12 protein-coding genes and 1 tRNA gene are annotated in these 11,547 nt (G+C 57.5%); 4 read left to right on the top strand and 9 right to left on the bottom strand.

Features of this window, described 5'->3' with window-relative positions:
- Nucleotides 1–435: IS630 family transposase (locus KJ624_00805; protein MBU2008381.1), on the top strand; the 435-nt coding region annotated here is incomplete at its 5' end.
- 131 nt (nucleotides 436–566) lie between these two features.
- Here the strand turns inward: KJ624_00805 and KJ624_00800 are convergent.
- From KJ624_00800 to KJ624_00785, 4 genes are all read right to left on the bottom strand, one after another.
- Complete coding sequence (locus KJ624_00800) at nucleotides 567–1,019, bottom strand: GyrI-like domain-containing protein (protein MBU2008380.1); 453 nt, start codon at nucleotides 1,017–1,019, stop codon at nucleotides 567–569.
- Between the two features lie 24 nt (nucleotides 1,020–1,043).
- The gene (locus KJ624_00795) at nucleotides 1,044–1,550 is read right to left on the bottom strand and encodes a CvpA family protein (GenBank protein MBU2008379.1); all 507 of its coding nucleotides are present in this window, start codon (nucleotides 1,548–1,550) and stop codon (nucleotides 1,044–1,046) included.
- Between the two features lie 496 nt (nucleotides 1,551–2,046).
- Nucleotides 2,047–3,876 carry a translational GTPase TypA gene (typA, locus tag KJ624_00790; protein MBU2008378.1) on the bottom strand — a complete coding sequence of 610 codons (1,830 nt, stop codon included), beginning with the start codon at nucleotides 3,874–3,876 and terminating at the stop codon, nucleotides 2,047–2,049.
- A gap of 481 nt (nucleotides 3,877–4,357) precedes the next feature.
- Complete coding sequence (locus KJ624_00785; GenBank protein ID MBU2008377.1) at nucleotides 4,358–4,870, bottom strand: hypothetical protein; 513 nt, start codon at nucleotides 4,868–4,870, stop codon at nucleotides 4,358–4,360.
- A gap of 809 nt (nucleotides 4,871–5,679) precedes the next feature.
- Here KJ624_00785 and KJ624_00780 point away from each other — a divergent pair.
- A complete protein-coding gene (locus KJ624_00780; GenBank protein ID MBU2008376.1) occupies nucleotides 5,680–6,876 on the top strand; it encodes an SBBP repeat-containing protein in 1,197 nt (398 codons plus the stop codon).
- A 566-nt stretch (nucleotides 6,877–7,442) separates the two neighbouring features.
- Entirely contained in the window at nucleotides 7,443–8,204 is a 762-nt protein-coding gene (locus tag KJ624_00775; GenBank protein MBU2008375.1) for a histone deacetylase family protein, read from the top strand.
- Nucleotides 8,205–8,534: 330 nt separating this feature from the next.
- Here the strand turns inward: KJ624_00775 and KJ624_00770 are convergent, their stop codons facing one another.
- From KJ624_00770 to KJ624_00760, 3 genes are all read right to left on the bottom strand, one after another.
- Nucleotides 8,535–9,494 (bottom strand): IS3 family transposase, encoded by a 960-nt coding sequence (locus KJ624_00770; protein MBU2008374.1) that lies wholly within the window; start codon nucleotides 9,492–9,494, stop codon nucleotides 8,535–8,537.
- Nucleotides 9,491–9,898: a transposase gene (locus KJ624_00765; protein MBU2008373.1), complete on the bottom strand. Its 408-nt coding sequence runs from the start codon at nucleotides 9,896–9,898 to the stop codon at nucleotides 9,491–9,493. The genes KJ624_00770 and KJ624_00765 overlap by 4 nt, the downstream gene beginning before the upstream one ends.
- Before the next feature lie 175 nt (nucleotides 9,899–10,073).
- A tRNA-Thr gene (locus tag KJ624_00760) sits at nucleotides 10,074–10,145 on the bottom strand.
- A 133-nt stretch (nucleotides 10,146–10,278) separates the two neighbouring features.
- Between KJ624_00760 and KJ624_00755 the strand changes: the two genes are divergently transcribed.
- Nucleotides 10,279–10,605: a GYD domain-containing protein gene (locus KJ624_00755; GenBank protein ID MBU2008372.1), complete on the top strand. Its 327-nt coding sequence runs from the start codon at nucleotides 10,279–10,281 to the stop codon at nucleotides 10,603–10,605.
- A gap of 6 nt (nucleotides 10,606–10,611) precedes the next feature.
- Here KJ624_00755 and KJ624_00750 read toward each other — a convergent pair whose 3' ends face one another.
- Together KJ624_00750 and KJ624_00745 are read right to left on the bottom strand one after the other, a co-directional pair.
- A complete protein-coding gene (locus KJ624_00750; GenBank protein ID MBU2008371.1) occupies nucleotides 10,612–10,881 on the bottom strand; it encodes a hypothetical protein in 270 nt (89 codons plus the stop codon).
- 9 nt (nucleotides 10,882–10,890) lie between these two features.
- A complete protein-coding gene (locus KJ624_00745) occupies nucleotides 10,891–11,523 on the bottom strand; it encodes an MBL fold metallo-hydrolase (GenBank protein ID MBU2008370.1) in 633 nt (210 codons plus the stop codon).
- Between the last annotated feature and the right edge of the window lie 24 nt (nucleotides 11,524–11,547).

Below are 11,547 nucleotides of genomic sequence, written 5' to 3'. Positions count from 1 at the left end.
GCCCTCAACGTCTTGGACGGACGGGTGATCGGGGAGTGCATGGCCAAGCACCGGCACCAGGAGTTCCTGCGCTTCCTGCGGCAGCTGGACCGGGAATTCCCCAAAGAGACGCCGCTGCATCTGATCGTGGACAACTACGGGACCCACAACCAGCCCAAGGTAAGGGCTTGGCTGGAAAAGCACCCACGGTTCATGCTGCACTTCACGCCGACGAGCTCGTCGTGGCTGAACCTTGTTGAGCGTTGGTTCCGGGAGTTGACGGAAAAGCGTGTGCGGCGTGGAAGCTTCGGAAGTGTGCTGGAGTTGATCCATGCCATTGAGGAGTACCTAACAACGTCTAACGCCGACCCTAAACCGTTGGTGTGGAAAGCGTCCGCCAAAGCCATCCTTGACAAGCTCGCTCGTTGTAAAGCCATTCATGAAACACTAGACTAGCAGGGTGATGAAAAAGTCCCGTAGAACGAGACCTTAGCTTTGGACCTGTCGGATATTTCGTATCTGCGTTTGGTTGGGCACCCCCTTTTTCAGCACCCTGCTAGAGTTGTCCGGTGGCGCCTCAGGCAAGTCTATTTTAGCGGTATTACGATTTCTGTCAGAAGCTCGCTTTCCGGCACGTCCTGGGGCGAATTGTAGTAGTACTCATAGTAGACACCCTTCGCTTGATGACCTCTTTCGGCAAGCCATCTGAAGATCTCACTATAGATAGCTTCCATCGCCGCGTACGGGCCCTTGTACATGGCAGCGGCCACGCGCCCGGCCGCCAACTCACCGCCTTTGATCTCTTCTCGTCCCGGCAGAGGATTCGAAACCGGGAAGCACATCTCCACATCCATGTCCCTCGTATCGAGGTTGTGGTAGGCAGTGTAAGGCACACCTGCTGGTTTCTCACCCAGGCCTTGCATGTAGTTGGCTATCTTGTGGTAGCTTTCCCCAATGACCTGAGGTAGCCTGTCGAGGCTCGTTCTGGTCCTTACGTACAGAACGGGCTGTGCCTGCACGTCTTTCAGGGTCACTTCCATTCCTTTACCTGCCTCCCGCAGTACCTACGAGCCAAGGATCCTCGTCGCGGCGGCGCGGAATACCTCCGGCAGGAGCTGCTGGACGAAGCTAAAGGTCCGCACCAAAGAGGCCATGACTCCCGAGCCCCCCACCCACCGCGCCAGCCAGTCGAAAACGGGAAAGGCGGTCAAAACCAGCGCAAATACGGCAAGGCCTATGCCAGCGTCGACTACGCTGATGGCTCCGCCGAGCAATCGGCTCAGCAAACCCCGTCTCCAGACAACCTCAGTAAGCTTCCGGGGAGCAAGGAAGACAAGATACAGGATAGCTACGGAGACGGCAAGAGCGATGAAGAAGCCGAGGAAATTCTGCCAATTCTCACTCGAAATGAAGTGGAGCAGCCCGGCCACGAGATGGTAGCTGCGGCCCGCGACATAGACGCCGATGAGCGTTGCCACCAGGTTGGCGACGTGCTTTGCCGCCCCTTCCTTCAGGCCCGACAATAGGCTGGCCACGAGGATGAAGACCGCTACAAGACTCACCCAGAGCATTCCAAGTGCCAATCTTACAGTCTCGAATCTGGCGTGTCAAAACCGCTGCAGCCCGAGCCCTTTCAAGTTCGGAAGTCAGCAAGGTGCTCATCGGGCAGAGCCAATGGGGCTTTCCTGCACCGCCACTCGGCCCCCAGAACCAGGCCACCACCACATCCACTCCGCGTTTCAGGGGGAGTTCGACTCTCCCCCACCTCCACCAGAAACACGGCGCCTCCGGGTCAGATTCCGGAGGCTCTTTCATTAGCAGGACACCTGGGCCCTCTTTAGTCGCCGCCACCTGGAAGATTGGCCTGAACGGCGGCTTGGGCTTGATGCCCACGATGCGCTTGTCTTCCTTTGCATCCACATAGACCGCGTTTCTCCCCCACATACAAACACCTTGGCTGTAATTCTAGCGTTGTGAACTTGTCTCTGCCATTCGTTTGCGCCCCCAGGGTGCAACTGGACTCGTACAAACGTCCATCCTATTTAATAGCGAGATTGAAGGATGACCCTATTCTGGAACAGCCCGGGCCTTCTCACGGCCTTGCCGGTGCCGCTCGTTGTTGGAGAGTATGCGCTTGCGCAGGCGGATGTTCTTGGGCGTTACTTCAACCATCTCATCCTCACGGATAAAGCCAATGGCCTCTTCCAGGCTCATCCGCAACGCCGGGGAGAGTCTGACAGCGATGTCAGAGGTAGAGGCATGCATATTGGTCAGCTTCTTTTGCTTGGACACATTCACCGCCAGGTCATTGTCTCGTGCGTGCACCCCTACAATCATGCCTTCATAGGCCGGCATGCCCGGGTCGATGAGGGTAAGCCCTCTCTGCTGAGCATTGTTCAAGCCATAAGTGGCTGCCACACCAGCTTCGGTAGCGACGATGACTCCTGTCCTCCCGGACTTCACTTCTCCACGCAAGGGCTCATATCCCGTGAAAATGCTGCTCATCTGCCCGTTACCCCGAATGGCTTTAAGGAAGAAGCCACGGAAGCCGATTAGTCCCCTGGTAGGGATCTTGAACTCCAGGAGCACATTCCCCTGCCCATCGCTACGCATATTCGTCATTTGCCCCAACCTCAAGGACAATTCCTCTGTCAGCAGACCTATGTCTTTTTCGGCAATATTCAGCACCACCAGCTCGTAGGGCTCCAGCATCTGCCCGTCTATGACTTTGACAATAGCCTCCGGCCTGGAAACCTGAAACTCATAGCCCTCCCGGCGCATGTTTTCGATGAGGATGGCCAGATGCAACTCACCTCGCCCCGATACCAGAAAGACATCAGCGCTGCTAGTCTCGTGCACTTGCAGGCTGAGGTTGGTCTGAAGCTCAGTCATTAGACGCCGCCGAAGCTGTCGAGAGGTTACATACCGCCCGTCCTGTCCGGAGAATGGCGATGTGTTCACCCCAATAGTCATCTGCATTGTAGGCTCGCCGATGTCAATGCTGGGCAGTGCCTCAGGCTGGCCAGCTGCGGCGATGGTGTCGCTTATGGCCACCTGTCCCAGACCAGCCAGAGCGATAATCTCTCCCGCCTCTGCCTCGGCAACCTCGAGGCGGGAGAGCCCATCAAAGATGAAAAGCTTCGAGACTTTGTGGGAGGTTATTGCGCCGTCCCCGGTGACGCGTGCCACCTGGTCCCCCAGTGACACCTTTCCGCGAGCGATGCGTCCCACGGCGATTTGTCCCACGTGGCTGTCGTAGCTCAACGCTGCCACCAGGAGTTGAAAGCCACCATGGACATCGCCACTTGGCGGCGGAACGTGCTTAAGGATGGCTTCGAAGAGGGGCACCATGCTCTTGGGCTGGTCTCTCAGATCGGCAAGGGCGTAACCGGCCTTGGCGGCAGTATAGAGGATAGGAAAGTCCAGTTGCTCGGTATCTGCGGCAAGCTCCAGGAAAAGGTCCTGCACCATATTGGCCACCTCTACAGGGCGGGCCGAAGGGCGGTCTATCTTATTGATGACCACAATGGGTTTGAGTCGCTTCTGGAGAGCGTGACGCAGCACAAATCTGGTCTGAGGCATCGGGCCATCCACAGCGTCGATGACCAGGAGGCATCCATCGGCCATGTTAAGCACCCGTTCCACCTCGCCACTAAAATCGGCATGGCCTGGGGTATCTATGATGTTTATCTTTACCCCCTGATAAGTGATAGCCGTATTCTTGGCCAGAATGGTAATGCCCTTTTCCCTCTCCAGCTCATTACTATCGAGGATGAGCTCGCCAACTTGCTGGTTCTCGCGAAAGATATGGCTCTGCTTGAGCATGGCATCCACCAGGGTAGTCTTGCCATGGTCAACATGAGCAATGATAGCAATGTTTCTTATGTTTTGTGTCATGTCAGTGAGAGATGCCACAAGAAACTGGCCCCGCTAGGCCAGCAGACTGATTCATATTATAGCATGTTTACGCGGCATGCAAAAGAGAGTCTTTTGGATATCCTCAGCAAGACCGAGGGGAAACAACAGGAGGGATGACCTGTCCGCCGGTAGTAACGCGATGCATTGGGAGCCCTGGCTCAGGTGTCCTGCTAATGAAATGGCCTCCGGAATCTGACCCGGAGGCGCCGTGTTTCTGGTGGAGGTGGGGGAGAGTCGAACTCCCCCTGAATACATATCTGAGGGTGGGGGTGGTGGAATTATGGAGCGCGACGCCACATCGCAGGCCTACGGGACAGACCGAAACGCACCCCTTTCCGAGAAAGTCCTGACCTCTTTCGAAAAGAGGTGCGTTCCCGCCTGCCAAACCCGGCCCCCGGCCCGCCAGACTACTGGCACGGTGCCGGGAAAGGAACTACTATTTACTTCCTTCTCAATTCCCTCAGGGGATGGCAGGGGCCCCTTTCCTGTAGATATCCACAGAGAGGGTGATTTGCCCGGCGCCCATAGGGTTGTTCCCAGCCTGCATCATGATACGATAGGTTCCATCCACCCTAGCCACGAACGCATGTTTCGATGTTGAGTCATTGGCAATATTTCTGGGCATCATGGCCCCAAATCCTGCTATGGGTTCGTCCACGCTCAGCGACACGCCGCCCCCGACGACCCTAATCGTCAACTCCACTATGTCCCCTGCCTTAAGGTCAATGTTCTGATTCGACTGGCCAGCGAACCTGTAGGTAGTAGAAATGGGAGTAATATCACCGGGAATCACAACAACAGGGGTGGGAGTAGCGGTAGGGATATCCGCAGGCCTCGTAGGGGTAGCGGCAGGAGTCCCGGTGGCAACAGGGGCAGGGGCAGGGGTGGTGGCCACTGGGGCGACACAGGCAAGGAGCCCCGAAGTGACAAGCACTACCACAAGAACAAACAGACCAACTATCCGCTTCGGCATTTAGCCTCCTTCTTTTCTTATCCCGCGTTGAGATTTCCTTCGCCACAACAAAGCTCACCCTGCTATAGACATCACCTCCTCACCGCTGCTAGCCACCTAAGCCACACCCAACGTGAAGATTCTGAGGCTTGAATACGTTGGCTACAGCAAACCGGAACGTTCTCGGGTTGAGATACCTTCGCTACGACCAAATCGCGCATTCGCTACATATCCCCTCTACCGCCGGTTGACGCGGACAGGACAAACAAATCCTATGCTCCTGTCAAGGGGGTGCTGCTTGCTTGAGGGTGGGAAGACTGCTATAATGCTGGTGACAGAAGACGACGTCGCAAGTTTCATAGACGGTGGCATTGGTCTGTATCTGCAAACGCTCTGCATGGCTTTGGAAGAAGGCAGAAGTTGGCGGGAAGCTGAGGCAAACTTCCGGCAAATGCTTTCTCAGCGCATTGCCTCAGCAGTCAGACAAGCCGTTCAAAGGGGAGTCAAGTAATGGCTGCCACCTTGAAGCAAACAGAGCCGAACTGCTGGAGAACTTGACAAGATGTGACCAATGGTCTAGGGTGTAGCAAAGCAATTGACGAAAGCAAAGGAGGGACGAATTGAGACAGCGTCCATCAAAGTTTTCCGCGCGTTCCCAGCTTTTGCCGATTCTTCTCCTGTTGTTAGGAATTGTAGGTGGCTGTGTACCCACTCCGACACCCGAACTCACCCCAACACCTGTGCCAGGGCCTGCGCCCACGGCTACACCTGCTTCTGTTGTAGCCTGGAGCAGCCTGTTCGGCACCCCCGGTTGGGATAGGGCCAATGGGGTGGCAGTAGACATGGAAGGGAACATCATCGTTGCGGGCGCTCTACAGGGTGCCCTGCCTGGCCAGACCCAGGGTGGCATATGGGATGCCTATATGCGGAAGCTCAGCCCGGCGGGCGTCGAGCTGTGGACCCGCCAGTTCACCAACACCGTTTCGGTTGGGGTTTTGGCGGTGGCGGTGGATGGAACAGGGAACGTCATCGCGGCGGGCCATGTACAGGGCGCCCTGCCCGGCCAGACCCATGCTGGCGTGGATGACGCCTATGTGCGGAAGTTCAGCCCGGCGGGCACAGAGCTGTGGACCCGCCAGTTCGGCACCTCCGGTGCGGAGCAGGCTTTTGGGGTGGCGGCGGACGCGTCAGGAAACATCATCGTGGTGGGCGGCACAGATGGCGCCCTGCCCGGCCAGACCAACGCTGGCGCTGACAAGGAAGACGCCTTTGTGCTGAAGTTCAGCCCGGCGGGTGCCGAGCTGTGGACCAGCCAGTTCGGCACCGGCGCTGTGGATAGGGCTAATGGGGTGGTGGCAGACATGGAAGGGAACATCATCGTTGCGGGCCGTACAGAGGGCGACCTGCCCGGCCAGACCAACGCTGGCTCCTGGGATGCCTTTGTGCGGAAGTTCAGCCCGGCGGGCACAGAGCTGTGGACCCGCCAGTTCGGCTCCCCCGGTCCGGATGAGGCTTTTGGGGTGGCGGTGGATAGGACAGGAAACATCATCGTGGCGGGCCACCTAATGGGCACCTTGCCTGGCCAGACCAAAGCTGGCTACAATGATGCCTTCGTGCAGAAGCTCAGCCCGGCGGGCACAGAGCTGTGGACCCGCCAGTTCGGCTCCCCCCGTTCTACTCAGGCTTTTGGAGTGGCGGTGGATGGGGCAGGGAACATCTTCGTGGCGGGCGCGACAGCGGACGCCCTGCCCGGCCAGAAACAGGTTGGCGCCTATGATGGCTTTGTGCGGGAGTACAGCCCGGCAGGTGTCGAGCTGTGGACACGCCAGTTCAGCTCCTCTTCTCGCTCAGTTCTCCAACCTGGCCGAAATGCCTCCACAACCATCTTACCCTCTGTTAAGCCTTCTGGGGTGGGAGTGGATGGGAGAGGACAAGTCATCGTGGTGGGCGACGCGAATGGCGACATGCTTGGCCAGACCATCGCTGGCAACTGGGATGCCTTTGTCATCGCCTGGGCCCCTAGCTAAGTTGAGAGTCTCGAGGGAATCATAGGAGGCCTCGAGCTTCCTGAGTTCCTCGTCCTTCACCTCTCGAGAGGCCCTAGCGGCTCTTGGGCTGGCGGGGTCGATTTCCTTACCCGGGGCCTCCAGCCCAAAGTTGTCAGCAGGTCCTCCATCACAACCTCACCATGGGTGGGGTGGCGCAGGGGAAGCCGAGGGTTCACCCGGCAGACGTTCAGTTCGTTTCATGGCCGTGTTCACAGCCGACTCCGGTGAACAGGCACAGGGGAATCGATACTTGGACAAGAATTATGATAGTATTTTCAGCATCCCTCCGGAGGAGGTGGACAATGTGGCGCTATTTGGTCGTTGTCCTCTTGCTGTTGCTTTTGACCCCCGGATGCACGTGTCGTCCAAAAGCAACTCCAACTCCTACACCGTCGCCGGCTGCAACTCCTGCGCCCACACCTACCCCCACCCCTACACCCGAGGTGCCCGCTCCCTTGACCCCTCAGGCAACCAAAATCAAAGTAATCTTTCACCCGGACTATCAGAAGGTCTATTCACAGTTCCCAGGTGCCGCCCCGGGGAGAATGGAAGCCATCTTGGAAGAACTTGAAGGCTTTTACGACTTTGTTAAACCCGAACCGACCAGCGAAGAAGACCTGAGAAGGGTCCATACGCAACGGCTTATTGACTTCGTCAAATTGGACCCTCAGCTTTATGAGGTTGCCAGCCTCTCTGCCGGCGGAGCCATTTTGGCTGGTGAGCTGGCAGTAAAAGGAGAGGTCACTTTTGGCCTCATCAGGCCCCCCGGCCATCATGCCAGTCCCAACAATTCCTCGAACTATTGTTACTTCAACAACATCGCCATTGCCGTTAAGAAGCTGCTGGATGAGAAGAAGATAGGAAGGGCCTTGATTGTGGACATTGACCTTCATTTCGGAAACGGGACAGCGGAGATATTCCGCAATGATAGTAGAGTTACCTATTATTACCTGCCAATGGTAGGTAGAGATGCGCTACGGCCCCCACCCGGGGAAAGTTGGGTTGAGACGGGTGCCACCTACCTTTACAAGCCGGAAGAAGACAGAATTCCACAACTGCAAGCCCTGGAAGAGTATCTCAAAAACGCCACAGGTTACGATATCCTGGCCGTATCAGCCGGCTTTGATAGAGCCAAGGAAGGCCGGGGCCGCATATTTGAAGTTGAAGACTACGGGACAATTGGCAAATTGCTTAAAGAAGCTGCCGAGAGAAACTGCCAAGGGAAGAGGTTCGCCGTCCTGGAAGGGGGCTACAACCAGGAGGTCCTGGGCGAGAATGTAGAAGCCTTCCTGGAAGAGTTCCAATAAGGCACCCAACCTCTCTACTTCGCAGCCCCACTTGCAGAAAAGAAGTAAAATGAGCCCTGGGTTCTCCTTGCTTTGGGTTGATGACTCATAGGCGACCTCAGGGATATGATGGTTCTGGTATTTATGATCTGACTTTTCGTTAGTGAGTGCCGATGTAGGCCGTCAGCCCTTGCCACCCCCAGAGCGCTTGTGCAGTGAGAAAACAGAACGTCAATTCGTTTAGTAGGACACGCCCATGTCCGAGCAGAACCCCCTCCGAGAAGCAATGAAACCTGTATTGTTGTCAATCAGCGAAATGGGACACTTTTTAAACCGAACACTTTTGCCCGATCAGGCGGCACTGACAAGCTCCTTGAGGCCCTGGTTGTAATCCCTCCGCTGGTTAAGTGTCTGTATTCGCACCTCCTTCCTGCGCTGTAGGATCTGCTCTCTCCTGCCATAGAGGACATCGGCGGGCGTCACGTCGCCCAGGGCCTTGTGGTAGCGGCGGTGGTTGTAGTAGTCGACGAAGTCGGCAATAGCTTTCTCCAGCTGGCTGGGAAGTTCATAGGGTAGCTGGTTCACCTCATGTTTCAGAGACTGCTGGTAGCGCTCCACCTTGCCGTTGGTCTGGGGATGGAAGGGCGCGGCCACGATGTGCCTTATCCCTACCAGGTGCAGGTAGTCTTTGAAGACGCGGGACAAGTAGCCAGACCCGTTATCCGACAGCAGCTTGGTGCGGTCTTCTACGTGCACTTCGGTCATGTGGGTGGCATCGATGGCTTCCTGAATCACCTCGATGAGAGAATCAGCCGACATGTCTTTCTGCAGCTTCCAGGCCAGGATGAAGCGGGAATAGTCGTCCATCACGGTTACCAGGTAGTAGTAGCCCCAGCCGACCACCCGGAAGTAGGAAGCGTCGGTGGCCCACATCTGGTGGGGCCGTGTGGTCTTGGTGTGGTACTCCTTGCCAGCTGTAACCTGCATTTCCAGGCGTTTCACCAGGCCTTCCCTTCTAAGAATGCGGTACACCGTCGATTCGGACACGGAGAAGCCCTCGTAGTCCGTAATCCGGGCTGAGAGTTGCCGGCTGGAGAGTTCAGGGTACTCCCGGGCTACCGCCAGTATTCGGCGCTCCTCGTTAGGAGTGATCCGGTTCCACGGCCTTCCTCTGTAGCCCGAACCGGGTTGCCCCTGTCGCCAGCGGTAGTAGGTGCTCCTGGGTACCCCCAGCACTGCCAGCGCCTGTCGCTTGCACCCGGACTGGCTTTCCACCTGGGCCAGGACATGAGCCCTCTCCGCGGGGCTCATGCGCCGTCGCCGGCGTGGTTCCCCAGCGGAGGAATAGCCGTTTCTTTGAGACGGTAAGCTTCTAATGACAGGTCAGCCACCAGGTGCTTGAGCTCAGCGTTCTCCCGCTTTATCTCGTCGATCTCTTGGCGCGTGGCGTCGCGTGCGGCGTCCCGGGTGAGCCGCCCCTTCCCTGCTTCCATGAAGTCCTTGGTCCAGGCGTAAAAGGCCCCCGGTTTGATCCCTTCCCGGCGGCAGAGGTCCCTTACTCCCACCTCCCGGCGGAACCCCTCCAGCACGATACGGACCTTCTCCTCCGGGGTGTACTTGCGCCTCGCTGCCACTCTGACCTGCTGCATGAAGCCCCGGGTACCCTGCGTCCTGGCTTCGGCAGCGTTAGCTTTGTCTTTGTTTTCCTGGGACACGTTAGCTCCTTTCTGTCGGTAGGTTAGTCTACTACCCCATCAGGAGCTTGCGCCACTACCCAAAGTGTACGGTTTTAGTGGCCTTAAAAATGTCCCATTTTAGCTGACGGTCTACACTACCTACCCCATCGAGGCCCGTCAACAAACCGTCAACATGAGGGGAGGGTTCAGATACAGCCAGGGAGAGGAGTCGAACCTCCGACCGGCGGTTTACGAAACCGCTGCTCTACCCCTGAGCTACCCTGGCCCAGGATTTAGTATAGCACACCCACCACCCCCTGGCCCCCGGAAGATTGACGCCCTCTGCTGAATGGACTAGTATTGGAACCATCCGAGGTATGCGGCTACCCCACCGAGGGGGAAAAAACTGGAGGTGCGAAATGGCTGTCTATTTGATGCTCACCACTTTGACCGACGAGGGCCGGAAGTCCATAAAGGCTAACCCCGCCAGGATCAAAGAGGTGAACAAAGAGGTCGAGGCCATGGGGGCGAAGGTCCTCGCCCAGTATGCTCTGCTGGGCCCCTACGATTTCATCAATATTCTGGAGGCTCCGACCAACGAGGTAATGGTAAGGGTAGCCATTGAGCTGGGGTCCAGGGGGACACTGGGGACCATGACCATGGCAGCCCTCACCGTGGACGATTTTGTGAAGAGCCTGAAGGGCAGCGGGAGGCCGGCCAGACCCGGGGCCAAAAAGGCGAAGTAATAGGCCCTACTTCCCCCGGAGCAACACCCGGATGTAAGGCCCCACCCCCCAGGCGAAGAGGACCAGGACCGAGCCCAGCAGGGCCCCAATAAAATAGAACCCAAGCAGATGAGGCCCCCAGGGGAGGAAAAAGCGCTGGAGGAGGCCACCACCCAGGGCCCCCAGATAGGCGCCGAGCGTAGAAAAAAACCAGCCCCTGGGCGCCACCAGAGGCAGATAGCGGGCCCATAGATACCTCACCAGGACGGCCATAAAGAGCAGCGGCAGGAATTCCATGGCAGAAAGCTAGTTCAGCTCCTCCTTTAGATACGGATTGTAGCGCCGCTCGTAGCCGATGGAGGTCTCGGGGCCGTGTCCGGGGTAGACAACGGTATCGTCGGGGAGGGACATGAGCCGGGAGCGGATGGCCTCCATCAGCACCTGGTAGTCCCCTCCGGGCAGGTCAGACCGGCCAATGCCCTGGGAGAAGAGGGTGTCCCCGGTAAATACTACCCCCTCCCCCAGGAGGCATATGCCCCCACGGGTGTGGCCGGGAGTGTGGAGGACCTGGAACCGGAGGTCCCCCACCTGGATGGTGTCCCCGTCCCTCAAGAGCCGGTCGGCGGGAGGGGCCTCGGGGAAAGACACGCCAAAAAGAGAGGAGAAATACTCCCTCTGCTTCAGGCCCGGGGCATCATCCTCATGGACCAGGAAATCAGCCCCCGTGGCCGCCTTTATCTCCCCCACGGCAGAGAAATGGTCCATATGGGCATGGGTGGCGACAACGGCCTTTATTCTCAGGCCCAGCTCTTGGACAGTCTTCAGGATGAGCTGGCCTTCGTCCCCAGGGTCTATGACCATCCCCTCTTTCGTTTTCCCGGAGCCCACGATGTAGCAGTTAGCCATAAAGGACCCCACCTCCAGACACCGCACCACCATTCCTGCAGACCTTTTCATATTCGG

It is taken from the genome of Chloroflexota bacterium, assembly GCA_018825785.1.
Lineage (GTDB): Bacteria > Chloroflexota > Dehalococcoidia > JACVQG01 > JAHKAY01 > JAHKAY01.
Note: the sequence above shows the minus strand (reverse complement) of the source record. Positions and strands in the feature narration are given on the sequence as shown.

What these genes read in the sequence shown, in the direction of transcription:
- KJ624_00800 (MBU2008380.1), bottom strand. Translation starts at nt 1,019, where the DNA reads ATGGAAGTGACCCTGAAAGACGTGCAGGCACAGCCCGTTCTGTACGTA.
- KJ624_00795 (MBU2008379.1), bottom strand. Translation starts at nt 1,550, where the DNA reads ATGCTCTGGGTGAGTCTTGTAGCGGTCTTCATCCTCGTGGCCAGCCTA.
- typA (MBU2008378.1), bottom strand. Translation starts at nt 3,876, where the DNA reads ATGACACAAAACATAAGAAACATTGCTATCATTGCTCATGTTGACCAT.
- KJ624_00785 (MBU2008377.1), bottom strand. Translation starts at nt 4,870, where the DNA reads ATGCCGAAGCGGATAGTTGGTCTGTTTGTTCTTGTGGTAGTGCTTGTC.
- KJ624_00775 (MBU2008375.1), top strand. Translation starts at nt 7,443, where the DNA reads ATGGAAGCCATCTTGGAAGAACTTGAAGGCTTTTACGACTTTGTTAAA.
- KJ624_00770 (MBU2008374.1), bottom strand. Translation starts at nt 9,494, where the DNA reads ATGAGCCCCGCGGAGAGGGCTCATGTCCTGGCCCAGGTGGAAAGCCAG.
- KJ624_00755 (MBU2008372.1), top strand. Translation starts at nt 10,279, where the DNA reads ATGGCTGTCTATTTGATGCTCACCACTTTGACCGACGAGGGCCGGAAG.
- KJ624_00750 (MBU2008371.1), bottom strand. Translation starts at nt 10,881, where the DNA reads ATGGAATTCCTGCCGCTGCTCTTTATGGCCGTCCTGGTGAGGTATCTA.
- KJ624_00745 (MBU2008370.1), bottom strand. Translation starts at nt 11,523, where the DNA reads ATGGTGGTGCGGTGTCTGGAGGTGGGGTCCTTTATGGCTAACTGCTAC.